Source organism: Streptomyces sp. TSRI0107 (genome assembly GCF_001905845.1).
In the GTDB taxonomy this organism is placed as follows: Bacteria; Actinomycetota; Actinomycetes; order Streptomycetales; family Streptomycetaceae; genus Streptomyces.
On the sequence record NZ_LIVZ01000005.1, the window covers coordinates 45,276 to 59,127 of the forward strand.

Consider the following 13,852-nt stretch of genomic DNA (forward strand, 5'->3'; position numbering starts at 1 on the left):
GCTCCCTCTCGTCGTGCGGAGTCTGGCAGTGTGGCACGTATGTGCGGACGGTTTGCAGCGAGTCGTAGGCCCGAGGATCTCGCGGGCGTCTTCGAGGTCGAGAAGTGGGAGCCGGAGGAGACCCTGGCACCCGACTACAACGTGGCGCCGACCAAGGAGGTCTACGCGGTCCTGGACCGTCCTCTGAAGGACGCCGACGACCCGCGCCCGGTTCGCCAGCTGCGCAAGCTCAAGTGGGGCCTGGTGCCGTCCTGGGCGAAGACCCCCGAGGGCGGCGCCCGGATGATCAACGCCCGCGCGGAGACCGTCCACGAGAAGCCCGCCTACCGCCGCGCCTTCGCCACCCGGCGCTGCATCGTGCCCGCCGACGGCTACTACGAGTGGGTCACCGGCAAGCAGGAGCGGGAGCTGGAGGCCGAGGGCAAGCGGAAGCGGCCCCGCAAGCAGCCCTACTTCGTGCTGCCCGCCGACGGCTCGGTCTTCGCGATGGCCGGGCTGTACGAGTTCTGGCGGGACCGCACGCTGCCCGACGACCACCCGCAGGCCTGGTGGGTCACCTGCTCGGTGATCACCACCGAGGCGGAGACCGACCCGCTCGCCGTCGCGCCCGCCGAGGGCCCGTACGTGCTCGCCGACATCCACCCCCGGATGCCGCTGATGCTCACCCCGGACCGCTGGGACGCCTGGCTGGACCCGTCCCGCACCGAGCCCGAGGACCTGCGCGCCCTGCTCGCCCCGCCGCCGCCCGGCCTGATGCGCGCCTACCCGGTGACCACGGCCGTCAGCAACGTCCGCAACAACGGACCGGAGTTGCTGAAGGAGCTGGAGGGGCCCGAGGAGGGCACACTCTTCTGATGTGACCAGGACTGAGACCACCGAGATCACCGAGCTCGTCGAGACCGACGCCGGAACCGCCCGCATCACCTGGCGCCGGGCGGCGAAGGCCCGTCTCGTGCTCGCCGTCAGCCACGGCGCGGGCGGCGGCGTCGACGCCCGCGACCTGCGGGCGCTGGCGGCGGTGCTGCCGGGGCACGGCGTGACCGTGGCCCTCGTCGAGCAGCCGTGGCGGGTGGCCGGGAAGAAGATGGCGCCCGCGCCGAAGACGCTGGACACCGGCTGGCGGGGCGTCTGGCCCGCGCTGAGCGCGCCGGGGCTGCCGGTGGTCTCCGGCGGGCGGAGCGCGGGCGCCCGGGTGGCCTGCCGTACCGCCACGGAGCTGGGCGCGGCCGGGGTGCTGGCGCTCGCCTTCCCGCTGCACCCGCCGGGCAAGCCGGAGAAGTCCCGCGCCGAGGAGCTGCTGGGGGCGGGGGCGCGCACGCTGGTCGTGCAGGGCGGCAACGATCCGTGGGGGAAGCCGGCGGAGTTCCCCGACGGGGACTTCGAACTGGTCGAGGTGCCGTACGCCGATCACGGCCTCGCGGTGCCGAAGCGGGCGCCGCTGGACCAGGACGAGGCCCTGGCGGTCGTCACCGACGCGGTCGTGAAGTGGACCGGCGCACTCGGGTGACGCGCCGGGAATGACCGGCGGGTGACCGCTGTTGCAGCGGACAGAAGTGCTGACGACCAGCACCGACGTCGTAGGAGAGGAAGTCCGCCGCATGGGTTCGACCTTTTGCCCGAGCCGCAGCAGCCGCGCTGACCTGGACTGGACGGTGCTGCACGCGGCCAAGACGGCACCGCTTCGCGCGGCGGGCGGAACGGATCGACAGGCGTCCCCGACGGTGGGTCGTCTATCCTCCGATTCCAGTGGGACCTTTTTGGGTCCCGTCCGGAACTTTGAGGAGGTGGGTCCGGTCAGCGGTACCGACGCAGGGACCGACAACGGCCAGGCGGAGCTGCCCGAGGGCCAGGGCATCAGCGCGGACGCGAGCACGGAGACGACCGCGGAGCGCAGCGCGCGCTTCGAGCGGGACGCGCTCGAATTCCTCGACCAGATGTACTCGGCCGCGCTGCGCATGACGCGCAACCCGGCCGACGCCGAGGACCTGGTGCAGGAGACGTACGCGAAGGCGTACGCGTCCTTCCACCAGTTCCGCGAGGGCACCAACCTCAAGGCGTGGCTGTACCGGATCCTCACGAACACGTTCATCAACTCGTACCGCAAGAAGCAGCGTGAACCCCAGCGCAGCGCGGCCGAGGAGATCGAGGACTGGCAGCTGGCCCGTGCCGAGTCGCACATGTCGACGGGTCTGCGCTCCGCGGAGTCGCAGGCGCTCGACCACCTGCCCGACTCGGACGTGAAGGAAGCGCTCCAGGCCATCCCGGAAGAATTCCGCATCGCCGTGTATCTCGCCGACGTAGAGGGCTTTGCGTACAAGGAGATCGCGGACATCATGGGGACACCCATCGGTACGGTGATGTCCCGGCTGCACCGGGGCCGCCGTCAACTGCGCGGGATGCTCGAGGACTACGCCCGCGAGCGCGGGCTGGTCCCGGCCGGCGCCGGTAAGTCGGACGAAGCGAAAGGCTCGGGCTCATGAGCTGCGGAGAGCCGCACGAGACGGACTGCAGTGAGGTCCTGGACCACCTGTACGAGTTCCTCGACAGCGAGATGCCGCCCGTCGACCGGGACAAGTTCCAGCACCACTTCGAGGAGTGCTCCCCGTGCCTGGAGAAGTACGGGCTGGAGCAGGCCGTGAAGAAGCTGGTCAAGCGGTGCTGCGGGCATGACGAGGTGCCGACCGACCTGCGCGCCAAGGTCATGGGGCGCATCGACATGATCCGCTCCGGGCAGGCCGTGCCCGAGCACGACGTGACGGCCACACCGCAGGAGTCCTGAGCCTCCTCCCGGCGGCCGGCCGCCGTCACCCGAACGTGCTAATCGGCGGACCATCGGTCCGCACCCTCCCCCTCGCCGCCCTAGGCTCCCAGCCCGAAACAGGCAGGAACGGGGGCGGGGAGGGGCGGCGTCATGGAGGCGGTTCCGGCACGGGCCCGGGTGTACGTCGCCGGTGTCGCACTGGGCGCGCTGTGCTGTCTCGCGCCGCTGTCCGCCGCAGGGCCGCCCTGGTGGGCGACGGCCCTGCTGGCCGCCCTCTACGCGGGTGGTGAGCAGATCGCCGGCCGGAGGTTCTCCGGCACCTGCTACCCCGTGCTCCTCGCCGGCGCCTTCCTGCTGGCACCGCCCGCCGCCGCGCTCGTCGCGCTGCCGGGGGCGCTGTCGGCCCGGGTCGAGCAGCGGCCCGCGGCGCTCCGCCGGATCTGGCGGGCCGCCGAGCTGGTCCTCGCCGTCTGGGCCTCGGCACAGGTGTTCCGGGCGCTGGGCGGCGGGGCGGCCGTCGCGACCGCCGACTTCCCGTACGCGCTGCTGCCCGCCACGGGCGGCGTGCTGGCGTTCTGCGCGGCGCTCGCCCTGCTCGACGGCGGTGTCCTGGTGCTCGCCGAGCACGTGCCCGCCCGCCGGGCCTGGCGGGGCCTGTTCGCGCGCTCGCTCGCCCCGCTCGGGGTGCACGGGCTGGCCGGGCTGATGATGGCCGTGCTGTGGCGCAGCCCCTACGGGCCGACCGCCTCGCTGCTCGTGCTGCTGCCGATGTGCGTCTCGTGGTGGGCGTTCGCCCAGTACCACCGGGAGCGGGCCGCCCACCGGGCCACCATCCGGGCCCTGGTGCAGGCCGTCGACATCAAGGACGGATACACCCGGGGCCACAGCGAACGCGTCGGACAGGCCTCGATGATGATCGCCCGCGAGCTGGGCATGCCCGACGACCGCGTCGAGGTGCTGCGGTTCGCCGGGATCCTGCACGACGTGGGCAAGCTCGGCGTACCCACCCGGCTGCTGCGCAAGGACGGGCCGCTGACGCCCGAGGAGCGGCGGATCATCGAGCTGCACCCCGAGTACGGGCACGAGATGGTGCGGGGCATCTCCTTCCTCTGTGAGGCCCGGGCCGCCGTGCTCCACCACCACGAGCGGCTGGACGGCAGCGGATACCCCTACGGGCTCGTCGGCACCCAGATCCCGGAGTCCGCGCGGGTGGTCGCCGTCGCCGACGCCTTCGACGCGATGACCTCCACCCGGTCCTACGCGCGCGCCCGGCCCGTCGAGGCCGCGCTGGCCGAGCTGGAGCGGTGCGCCGGGACGCACTTCGACCCGCGCATGGTGGCGGCCCTCACGCAGGCCCTGACCCGGTACGGCTGGCATCCGGCGGTCACCGCGGACGAGATGCCGGCGCCCCGGCCGCCCGCCGCGCCCGTCCCCGGCAAGGAGGGGGCGCGCCGATGACCGCCGCCCTGCCCCGCACCCTCATCCACACCAGCGCCGCCCTCGTCGCCGCCGTCTCCCTCGCCGTCACCCTCTGGACCGGGATGACGGAACGCGGGGTCGCCCTCGCCTTCGGCGCGCTGATCACGCTCGGCGAACTCAGCCGGTGGACCGGGGCCGCCCGGGTCAGGGAGGCGGCGCCGCTCGGGGCCGCCGGGGCGCTGTCGTACGCGCTGCTCGGGGAGAACGCGGGCCGGCCCACCGGGCACGGGGCCGCCCAGGTCCTCACGGTCGTGGTCGCCGCCTCGCTGCTCGGCTGCGTCCCGCACATCGCGCGCGGCCGGGGCCCGATGTACGACCATCTGGCGCGCCGGGTGCTCACCGTCGCCTTCGCCGCCGCCTGCTTCCAACCGCTCTACAACCGGGGCGTGTTCGACGACTGGACCGGCACCGCCTACGCGCTGCTGCTGATCGCGCTGCTCTCCCTCACCGCGCTATGCGACGCCGTGCTCGCCGCCGCGCTGGCGCACGCCCGTACCGACTGGCCGTTCGTGCCGCTGCTGCGGGACGGGCTGCGGGCCATGTCCGGAGTGGGGTCCGCGGTGTGCGCGACCGGGGCCGTGATCGCGCTCGCGGTGGCCGTCGCCGGGCTGTGGGCGCTGCCCGTGTTCTGCGTGCCGCTGCTGCTCACCCAGGTCTCCGTCCGCCGGTACGCCGCCGTGCGCGCCACCTACCGGCAGACCATCGCCTCCCTCGCGCGCGCCACCGAGATCGCCGGGTACACCCCGGCCGGGCACGCCCACCGGGTGGCCGCGCTCAGCCGGGCCGTCGGCCGGGACCTGGGGCTGTCCGGGAGCGAGCTGACCGTGCTGGAGTACGCGGCCCTGATGCACGACATCGGGCAGCTGAGCCTGGTCGACCCGGTGCCGGCCGGGGCCACCGCCGTACTGCCCGCCGCCGAACAGCGGCGGATCGCGCTGCTGGGCGGGGCCGTCGTCCGGCAGACCGGGGTGGACCGGCGGGTGGCGGAGGTGGTGGAGCGGCAGGCCGACGCCTGCGCGGAGCAGCCGCTCGCCGCGCGGATCGTGCGGGTGGTGAACGCCTACGAGGAGAAGGCGCGGTCCGCGGGGCCCGGCGGGCCGCTGACCGCGCTGGAGGAACTGCGGCTGGCGACGGCCGGGGAGTACGCCCCGGAGGTGGTCGAAGCCCTGGCCCGAGTGCTGTCCAGGGACTGTCTGACCCTGCCCGCAGGTGGGTAACCCATGGGTAATGAGCGCCTCTCCAGGCGTACGTGGTTGGATGCGAAGGAGAGGGAGTCCGAGAGGCTGTCCGGGGGCACAGCCGGCCCACTCCACAAAACTGGCAGGCGGGAATCGTGAGGATCTTCGGCAAGGGACGGCACCGGCCCTCCGCCTCCTGGCGGCAGGCCACCGACCGTGCGTTCACGCTGATCGGCGACGGCCGGTACGAGGACGCGGGCGCGCTGCTGACACGGGCCGCCGACCTCGAGCCCTGGCTGTCCGAGTCCTGGTTCAACCTGGCCCTGCTGCACAAGTTCCGGCACGACTGGGAGCAGGCCCGCACGGCCGGCCTGCGGGCCGTCGCGCTGCTGGACCGGGAGGCCGGGGCGCCCGACTGGTGGAACGTCGGCATCGCCGCCACCGCCCTCCAGGACTGGCCGCTGGCCCGGCGGGCCTGGCAGGCGTACGGACTCCAGGTGCCCGGCGGCGCCACCGACAACGGGGAACCCGTCGGCATGGACCTGGGCAGCGCGGCCGTGCGGCTGTCGCCCGAGGGCGAGGCCGAGGTGGTGTGGGGGCGGCGGCTGGACCCCGCGCGCATAGAGGTGCTGTCCATTCCGCTGCCGTCGTCCGGGCGGCGCTGGGGCGAGGTCGTACTGCACGACGGGGTGCCGCACGGCGAGCGGACCACAGCCGTGGGGCACTCCTATCCGGTGTTCGACGAGATCGAGCTGTGGGCGCCGTCGCCGGTGCCGACCTGGGTGGTGCTGCTGGAGGCGGCCACCGAGGCGGACCGGGACGCGCTGGAGCAGCTGGCCGCGGACGCCGGGTTCGCCGCGGAGGACTGGTCGTCGTCGGTGCGGCTGCTGTGCCGGATGTGCTCGGAGTCGCGGATGCCGGCGGACGAGGGGGACGGGGAGCACCTCGATCCCCACGATCACAGTGAGCCGGGGCATCCGGGGCCGCTGGGGCATCGGACGGACGGGCAGTTGTGGGTGCCGGAGCGGGAGTGCGGGGTGGCTGCGCCGGCTTCGCTGGTCAGGGGGTTGTTGGACGGCTGGGTTGCGGACAGCCCGGACTCTCGTGACTGGCGGGACCTCGAAGAGGTCTGCTAGCGCCGTTGCCGGATCTCCGTAGTGGGGGTTGATCGCGCAGTTCCCCGCGCCCCTCGCGGCGTCACCCGTACCCTGTATCAGCATCACCACCCTGTTTTTCTAGGAAGGCATACGTCGGTCATGGCGCAGCAGGACACCGATCAGCAGCACGTGGGCGTGCTCCCCGTGGACGACGAGGGCTTCGTCATCGACACCGAGCAGTGCGAGGAGCGGGAGGCCGAGTGGCGCGGGCGGGGTACCTCGCGGCCGATCACGGTCGTCGGCAACCCCGTGCTGCACAAGGAGTGCAAGGACGTCACCGACTTCGGTGACGAGTTCCAGCAGCTCGTCGCGGACATGTTCGCCAGCCAGCGCACCGCCGAGGGCGTGGGCCTGGCCGCCAACCAGATCGGCGTCGATCTGAAGGTCTTCGTCTACGACTGCCCGGACGACGAGGGCGTGCGCCACGTCGGCGTGGTCTGCAACCCGAAGCTGGTCGAGCTGCCGGCGGAGAACCGCCGCCTCGACGACAGCAACGAGGGCTGCCTGTCGGTGCCGACCGCGTACATGCCGCTCGCCCGGCCGGACTACGCCGAGGTGACCGGGCAGGACGAGAAGGGCAACCCGATCAAGGTGCGGGGCACCGGATACTTCGCTCGGTGTTTGCAGCACGAGACCGACCACCTGTACGGCTACCTGTACATCGACCGGCTGTCGAAGCGGGACCGCAAGGACGCGCTGCGGCAGATGGCCGAGAACGAGCCCCGCTACCCCGTGGTCGCGAACGACTGACCTCGTCCGCCTCATCCGTACGGCGCCCGACCGGGCTTCCCTTCCCGGTCGGGCGCCGTTCGTCTGTCCGTCGCACGTTCGACCGTGTCCCTTCCTTAGTGATCCAGAACCAGTCACGCAAGAGGGGTGTCTCGGCAGTATGGGGTAGTGAGTGAAGCAAATCCGTTCCCAGAACGGTCAGTTGTGGTGCTGAATGGTAAGTGCGGGATTACGCAACGGCGCACGCCCGGCACGACGGAGAGGCGTGCGCCAACCGGCGGCTGAGAGGGGTTTGTTCGTGCCTGCTTTCCCACACAGCACCACCGCGACCGCGGTCGCCGTTCCACCGTCGCTCGCACTTCCGGTGATCGAGGCGGCGTTTCCCAGGCAATTGCACCCGTATTGGCCCAGGCTCCAGGAGAAGACTCGTGCCTGGCTCCTGGAAAAACGGCTCATGTCGGCGGACAAGGTGGCGGAATATGCCGACGGCCTGTGCTACACCGACCTGATGGCGGGGTACTACGTCGGCGCCCCGGACGAGGTCATGCAGGCGATCGCGGACTTCAGCGCGTGGTTCTTCGTCTGGGACGACCGCCACGACCGGGACATCGTCCACCGCCGTCCGCTCGCCTGGAGCCGGCTGCGGTCCCGGCTGCACACGGCACTCGACTCCCCCAAGGACCATCTGCACCACGAGGACCCGCTGGTGGCGGGGTTCGCCGACAGTGTGCTGCGGCTGTACTCCTTCCTGCCGGGAACGTGGAACGCACCGGGAACGTGGAACGCGCGGTTCGCCCGGCACTTCCACGCGGTGATCGAGGCGTACGACCGGGAATTCCGCAACCGTGCCGGGGGGTTGGTCCCCACGGTCGAGGAGTATCTGGAACTGCGCCGCCTCACTTTCGCGCACTGGATCTGGACCGATCTGCTGGAGCCGAGCGCGGGACGTCAACTCCCGGACGAGGTACGGAAACACCCGGCATTCCGGCAGGCGGCACTGCTGAGCCAGGAATTCGCCGCCTGGTACAACGACCTCTGCTCGCTGCCCAAGGAAATCGCGGGCGATGAGGTCCACAATCTCGGCATCAGTCTCGTCATCCATCAGGGAATGAGCCTGGAAACGGCGGTCGCCGAAATACGGCGCCGGATCGAGAACTGCATAGCCGACTTTCTCGTCGCCGAGCGGGACGCCCTGCGATTCGCCGACGAGCTGGCCGACGGCACGGTACAGGGAAAGGAATTGAGCGCCGCCGTGCGGTCCTGCGTCGCGAATATGCGGAACTGGTTCAGCTCCGTCTACTGGTTCCACCACGAGTCCGGCCGGTACCGGGTCGACAGCTGGGAGGACCGGTCCACACCCCCGTACGTCAACAACGAAGCGGCAGGTGAGAAATGACCGTCGAGTCCGTGAAGCCCCCGACCTCCGCGGCCGCCCAGGCGTCGCAGCTGCGCGAACCACCCCTCGCGGGAGGGGCCGTACCACTCCTCGGGCACGGCCTGAAGCTGGTCCGCGACCCGCTGGCCTTCATGTCCCGGCTGCGTGAGCACGGGGACGTCGTCCGGCTGAAGCTGGGACCCAAGACCGTCTACGCGGTCACCACCCCGGCGCTCACCGGGGCCCTCGCGCTGAGCCCCGACTTCAAGATCGACGGGCCGCTGTGGGAGTCCCTGGAGGGCCTGCTCGGCAAGGAGGGCGTGGCCACCGCCAACGGCCCCCGGCACCGCCGCCAGCGCCGCACCATCCAGCCCGCCTTCCGGCTCGACGCCATCCCCGCCTACGGGCCGATCATGGAGGAGGAGGCGCACGGGCTGACCACCCGCTGGCGGCCCGGCGAGACCATCGACTGCACCTCGGAGTCCTTCCGGGTGGCCGTGCGGATCGCGGCCCGCTGCCTGCTGCGCGGCGAGTACATGGACGAACGCGCCGAGCGGCTGTGCAACGCGCTCGCGGTCGTCTTCCAGGGCATGTACCGGCGGATGGTCGTCCCGCTGGGGCCCCTGTACCGGCTGCCGCTGCCGGCCAACCGGGAATTCAACCGGGCGCTGGCCGATTTGCATCTGCTCGTCGACGAGATCATCGCCGAGCGCCGGGCATCCGGTCAAAAGCCGGACGATTTGCTGACGGCATTGCTGGAGGCGAAGGACGAGAATGGCGACCCCATCGGGGAGCAGGAGATCCACGATCAGGTGGTGGCGATACTCACCCCCGGAAGCGAAACCGTGGCCTCCACGATCATGTGGCTGCTCCAGGTGCTCGCGGCACATCCGGAACACGCGGACCGGGTCAGGGAAGAAGTTGAATCCGTGACGGATGGCCGTCCGGTGGCATTCGAGGACGTCCGCAAGCTGCGGCACACCAACAATGTCGTCGTCGAGGCGATGCGTTTGCGCCCGGCCGTCTGGATATTGACCCGGCGGGCGGTCACCGACACCTCGCTCGGCGGCTATCGCATTCCGGCCGGAGCCGACATCGTGTACAGCCCGTACGCGATCCAGCGCGATCCGCACTCGTACCCGGACCACCTCGAGTTCGACCCCGACCGATGGCTTCCGGAACGCGCCAAGGACGTGCCGAAATATGCCATGAGCCCCTTCAGTGTGGGTAATCGGAAGTGCCCGAGCGACCACTTCTCGATGGCCCAGCTGTCGCTCATCACCGCGGCGATCGCGACGAAGTACCGGTTCGAGCAGGTGGCCGGCTCCGACGACGCCACCCGCGTGGGCATCACCCTCCGTCCGCAGCGGCTGCTGCTGAAGCCCGTACCGAGGTGAGGGAAGACGGGCCGGGGCCGGCCCTCGTGCCGGCCCCGGCCGCGGGGCTCAGAAGTCCTCGTCCAGGTCCACGGTGCCCTCGACCGCGACCTGGTACGCGGACGGACGCCGCTCGAAGAAGTTGGTCAGCTCCTGCACTCCCTGCAGCTCCATGAAGGAGAACGGGTTCTCCGAGCCGTGGACCGGGGCGAAGCCCAGCCGGCTGAGCCGCTGGTCGGCCACGCACTCCAGGTACTGCCGCATCGAGTCGGTGTTCATGCCCGGCAGGCCGTCCCCGCACAGGTCGCGCGCGAACTGCAGCTCCGCCTCCACGGCCTCCCGCAGCATGTCCGTCACCTGCTGCTGGAGCTGGTCGTCGAAGAGGTCCGGCTCCTCCTTGCGGACGGTGTCGACCACGTCGAACGCGAAGCTCATGTGCATCGTCTCGTCACGGAACACCCAGTTGGTGCCGGTCGCGAGACCGTGCAGCAGGCCCCGGCTGCGGAACCAGTAGACGTACGCGAACGCGCCGTAGAAGAACAGGCCCTCGATGCACGCGGCGAAGCAGATCAGGTTCAGCAGGAAGCGACGGCGGTCCGCCTTCGTCTCCAGCCGGTCGAGCTTCTCCACCGAGTCCATCCACTTGAAGCAGAACTCGGCCTTCTCACGGATGGACGGGATGTTCTCGACGGCCGCGAAGGCCGCCGCGCGGTCGTCCGGGTCGGGGAGGTAGGTGTCGAGCAGCGTCAAGTAGAACTGGACGTGCACGGCCTCCTCGAAGAGCTGGCGCGACAAGTACAGGCGCGCTTCCGGGGAGTTGATGTGCTTGTACAGCGTCAGCACCAGGTTGTTCGCCACGATCGAGTCGCCCGTCGCGAAGAACGCGACCAGGCGGCCGATCAGGTGCTGCTCACCGGGCGTCAGCTTCGCCAGGTCGGCGACGTCCGAGTGGAGGTCGACCTCCTCCACGGTCCAGGTGTTCTTGATGGCGTCCCGGTAGCGCTCGTAGAAGTCCGGGTAGCGCATCGGGCGCAGGGTCAGCTCGAAGCCCGGGTCGAGGAGATTCTGGTTACGGGTGGACATTACTGGCAGGCCTCGCAGGACTCGGGGTTCTCAAGGGAGCAGGCGACCGCTTCGGGGTCGGCGGCCTGCTGGACGGGGACGGTGGCCTGCGCCTGGGCGGCGCGGGCGATGCGCGTCGCGGGGCGCGAACGCAGGTAGTACGTCGTCTTCAGCCCGGACTTCCAGGCGTAGGCGTACATCGAGGAGAGCTTGCCGATGGTCGGCGTCTCCATGAACAGGTTCAGGGACTGCGCCTGGTCCAGGTACGGGGTGCGGGCCGCCGCCATGTCGATCAGGCCGCGCTGCGGGATCTCCCACGCCGTGCGGTACAGCCGCCGTACGTCCTGAGGGATCCACGCGAAGTCCTGCACCGAGCCGTTGGACTCGCGCAGCGCCTCCCGGGTGCGGGCGTCCCACACGCCGAGGTCCTTCAGGTCCTGCACCAGGTAGGAGTTCACCTGGAGGAACTCGCCGGACAGCGTCTCGCGCTTGAACAGGTTGGACACCTGCGGCTCGATGCATTCGTACGCGCCCGCGATCGAGGCGATGGTCGCGGTCGGCGCGATCGCCAGGAGCAGCGAGTTGCGCATGCCGACCCGCGCGATCCGGGCCCGCAGCGCCGCCCAGCGCTCCGGCCAGGTCGGCTCCACGCCGTAGTGGTCGGGGTGCAGCACACCCCGGGCGGTACGGGTCTTCTCCCAGGCCGGCAGCGGGCCGTTGCGCTCGGCCAGGTCGGCGGAGGCCTCGTACGCGGCGAGCATGATCCGCTCGGCGATCCGCGTGGACAGGGCCCTCGCCTCCGGCGAGTCGAACGGCAGGCGCAGCTTGAAGAACACGTCCTGCAGGCCCATCGCGCCGAGGCCGACGGGGCGCCACTTGGCGTTGGAGCGGCCCGCCTGCTCGGTCGGGTAGAAGTTGATGTCGACCACGCGGTCGAGGAAGGTGACGGCCGTGCGGACCGTGGCGTCCAGCCGCTCCCAGTCGATGCCGCCGTCGGCGACGAACGCGCCGAGATTGACGGAGCCCAGGTTGCAGACCGCCGTCTCGCCGTCGTCGGTGACCTCCAGGATCTCCGTGCAGAGGTTGGAGGAGTGGACGACGTGGCCCGGCTCGGCGGTCTGGTTGGCGGTGCGGTTGGCGGCGTCCTTGAAGGTCATCCAGCCGTTGCCGGTCTGCGCCAGGGTGCGCATCATCCGGCCGTACAGGTCGCGGGCGGGGATGGTCTTGCGGGCGAGGCCCGCCGCCTCGGCCCTGCGGTAGGCCGCGTCGAACTCCTCGCCCCACAGGTCGACCAGTTCCGGCACGTCGGCGGGGGAGAACAGGGACCACTGCCCGTCGGCGTTCACGCGGCGCATGAACTCGTCCGGGATCCAGTGGGCCAGGTTCAGGTTGTGGGTGCGGCGGGCGTCCTCACCGGTGTTGTCGCGCAGCTCCAGGAACTCCTCGATGTCGGAGTGCCAGGTCTCCAGGTAGACCGCGGCGGCCCCCTTGCGCCGGCCGCCCTGGTTCACCGCGGCGACCGAGGCGTCGAGGGTCTTCAGGAACGGGACGATGCCGTTGGAGTGGCCGTTGGTGCCGCGGATCAGCGAACCGCGCGAGCGGATGCGGCTGTACGACAGACCGATGCCGCCGGCGTGCTTCGAGAGCCGGGCGACCTGGTGGTAGCGGTCGTAGATGGAGTCCAGCTCGTCCTTGGGGGAGTCCAGGAGGTAGCAGGACGACATCTGGGGGTGCCGGGTGCCCGAGTTGAACAGCGTGGGGGAGGAGGGCAGGTAGTCGAGGCGGCTCATGAGCGCGTAGAGCGCCGCGACCTCGTCCAGGGAGTGCGTGGTGTCGTCCTCGGCGAGACCGGCGGCGACCCGCAGCAGGAAGTGCTGGGGCGTCTCGACGACCTTGCGGGTGATCGGGTGGCGCAGCAGATAGCGGCTGTGCAGGGTGCGCAGGCCGAAGTAGCCGAAGCGGTCGTCGGCGGTGCGGTCGACGAGGGCGTCCAGGCGGTCGGCGTGCAGCCGCACGAACTCGGCGGTGCGGTCGGCGATCAGGCCCTCGCGGTGGCCGACGGCGACGGACTCGGTGAAGGACGTGACACCCTGTGAGGCGGCCTCGGCGGCGATGCCGATCGCCAGCAGGCGGGCGGCCAGCCTGCTGTACGCGGGGTCCTCGGAGATCAGGCCGGCGGCCGCCTCCGTGGCCAGCTCGCGCAGCTCCGCGTCGTCCGCGTGCGCGGACCGGCCGCGCAGCGCGGCGGCGGCGACCCGGCCGGGGTCGGCGTCGGGGAGGTCGGCGGTCAGCTCGGTCAGGGTCCGCAGCAGCGCGGCACCGGGACCGTCGTCGTTCGACCGGGTCGCTGCTGAGGCCGGATCTGCGGGCGCGATGGTCACGTGGAGGCTCTCCCTCGCTGGGCACGGGGGCCTCGGTCGAGGGCAGGGGGCAGCTCACGAGCGCACGCGGCGTCGCGTCCACCGGCCCATTCCACGAGGCCCGGACGTCAGGCACCCGGACCGGACGGCCGGGCGCACTGTCGGCAGGTCCTCGGACTGACGCTCATGCGTGTATGCGGGCATACGCGCATGAGTACACCGTTGCGGGACAGTTCCGGATTCGCACCGGATTCCCCTGCGGCGACAGCGAGCATGAGCATACATGTTGTGCCGGGTGGCGGTGACACCCCCAGATGTTGTGTCCGGGTGGTTTCACAGTGTCAACTGAACGCAGCCGGCGGCGACCCGCGCTTC

The 13,852-nt window shown here is 71.1% G+C and carries 12 protein-coding genes and 1 riboswitch; of the genes, 10 read left to right on the forward strand and 2 right to left on the reverse strand.

Annotation, left to right across the window (positions count from 1 at the left end):
* The first annotated feature begins 39 nt into the window (after window positions 1-39).
* The 10 genes from AMK31_RS13975 (at window position 40) to AMK31_RS14020 (ending at window position 10,076) form a co-directional block, all read left to right on the forward strand.
* Window positions 40-855 carry an SOS response-associated peptidase gene (locus AMK31_RS13975; RefSeq protein WP_073940828.1) on the forward strand — a complete coding sequence of 272 codons (816 nt, stop codon included), beginning with the start codon at window positions 40-42 and terminating at the stop codon, window positions 853-855.
* 1 nt (window position 856) lies between these two features.
* Window positions 857-1,507, forward strand: coding sequence for an alpha/beta hydrolase family protein (locus tag AMK31_RS13980; protein WP_241842648.1), 651 nt, complete (start codon window positions 857-859; stop codon window positions 1,505-1,507).
* 277 nt (window positions 1,508-1,784) lie between these two features.
* Window positions 1,785-2,480 carry a sigma-70 family RNA polymerase sigma factor gene (locus AMK31_RS13985; protein ID WP_198948493.1) on the forward strand — a complete coding sequence of 232 codons (696 nt, stop codon included), beginning with the start codon at window positions 1,785-1,787 and terminating at the stop codon, window positions 2,478-2,480.
* Entirely contained in the window at window positions 2,477-2,779 is a 303-nt protein-coding gene (rsrA, locus tag AMK31_RS13990; RefSeq protein WP_073940829.1) for a mycothiol system anti-sigma-R factor, read from the forward strand. Before AMK31_RS13985 ends, rsrA begins: the two co-directional genes overlap by 4 nt.
* 132 nt (window positions 2,780-2,911) lie before the next feature.
* Window positions 2,912-4,219 carry an HD-GYP domain-containing protein gene (locus tag AMK31_RS13995; RefSeq protein ID WP_073940830.1) on the forward strand — a complete coding sequence of 436 codons (1,308 nt, stop codon included), beginning with the start codon at window positions 2,912-2,914 and terminating at the stop codon, window positions 4,217-4,219.
* Window positions 4,216-5,457, forward strand: a complete 1,242-nt coding sequence (locus AMK31_RS14000) for an HD-GYP domain-containing protein (protein ID WP_107468606.1) — start codon at window positions 4,216-4,218, stop codon at window positions 5,455-5,457. The genes AMK31_RS13995 and AMK31_RS14000 overlap by 4 nt, the downstream gene beginning before the upstream one ends.
* Window positions 5,458-5,573: 116 nt before the next feature.
* Window positions 5,574-6,554: a tetratricopeptide repeat protein gene (locus tag AMK31_RS14005; protein WP_073940831.1), complete on the forward strand. Its 981-nt coding sequence runs from the start codon at window positions 5,574-5,576 to the stop codon at window positions 6,552-6,554.
* 120 nt (window positions 6,555-6,674) lie between these two features.
* On the forward strand, window positions 6,675-7,325 hold the full coding sequence (gene def, locus AMK31_RS14010) for a peptide deformylase (protein WP_073940832.1): 651 nt from the start codon (window positions 6,675-6,677) through the stop codon (window positions 7,323-7,325).
* A gap of 277 nt (window positions 7,326-7,602) precedes the next feature.
* Window positions 7,603-8,700, forward strand: coding sequence for an epi-isozizaene synthase (gene cyc1, locus AMK31_RS14015; protein ID WP_107468621.1), 1,098 nt, complete (start codon window positions 7,603-7,605; stop codon window positions 8,698-8,700).
* Window positions 8,697-10,076 carry a bifunctional albaflavenone monooxygenase/terpene synthase gene (locus AMK31_RS14020; protein WP_073940834.1) on the forward strand — a complete coding sequence of 460 codons (1,380 nt, stop codon included), beginning with the start codon at window positions 8,697-8,699 and terminating at the stop codon, window positions 10,074-10,076. The genes cyc1 and AMK31_RS14020 overlap by 4 nt, the downstream gene beginning before the upstream one ends.
* Window positions 10,077-10,124: 48 nt before the next feature.
* On the opposite strand, the gene AMK31_RS14025 is transcribed toward AMK31_RS14020, so the two are convergent.
* Entirely contained in the window at window positions 10,125-11,138 is a 1,014-nt protein-coding gene (locus tag AMK31_RS14025; protein ID WP_073940835.1) for a ribonucleotide-diphosphate reductase subunit beta, read from the reverse strand.
* Window positions 11,138-13,498: a ribonucleoside-diphosphate reductase subunit alpha gene (locus AMK31_RS14030; RefSeq protein ID WP_073940836.1), complete on the reverse strand. Its 2,361-nt coding sequence runs from the start codon at window positions 13,496-13,498 to the stop codon at window positions 11,138-11,140. Before AMK31_RS14030 ends, AMK31_RS14025 begins: the two co-directional genes overlap by 1 nt.
* Before the next feature lie 125 nt (window positions 13,499-13,623).
* Window positions 13,624-13,758, reverse strand: a riboswitch (cobalamin riboswitch).
* Window positions 13,759-13,852: the final 94 nt, after the last annotated feature.

What these genes read in the sequence shown, in the direction of transcription:
- AMK31_RS13975 (WP_073940828.1), top strand. Translation starts at nt 40, where the DNA reads ATGTGCGGACGGTTTGCAGCGAGTCGTAGGCCCGAGGATCTCGCGGGC.
- rsrA (WP_073940829.1), top strand. Translation starts at nt 2,477, where the DNA reads ATGAGCTGCGGAGAGCCGCACGAGACGGACTGCAGTGAGGTCCTGGAC.
- AMK31_RS13995 (WP_073940830.1), top strand. Translation starts at nt 2,912, where the DNA reads ATGGAGGCGGTTCCGGCACGGGCCCGGGTGTACGTCGCCGGTGTCGCA.
- AMK31_RS14000 (WP_107468606.1), top strand. Translation starts at nt 4,216, where the DNA reads ATGACCGCCGCCCTGCCCCGCACCCTCATCCACACCAGCGCCGCCCTC.
- def (WP_073940832.1), top strand. Translation starts at nt 6,675, where the DNA reads ATGGCGCAGCAGGACACCGATCAGCAGCACGTGGGCGTGCTCCCCGTG.
- AMK31_RS14020 (WP_073940834.1), top strand. Translation starts at nt 8,697, where the DNA reads ATGACCGTCGAGTCCGTGAAGCCCCCGACCTCCGCGGCCGCCCAGGCG.
- AMK31_RS14025 (WP_073940835.1), bottom strand. Translation starts at nt 11,138, where the DNA reads ATGTCCACCCGTAACCAGAATCTCCTCGACCCGGGCTTCGAGCTGACC.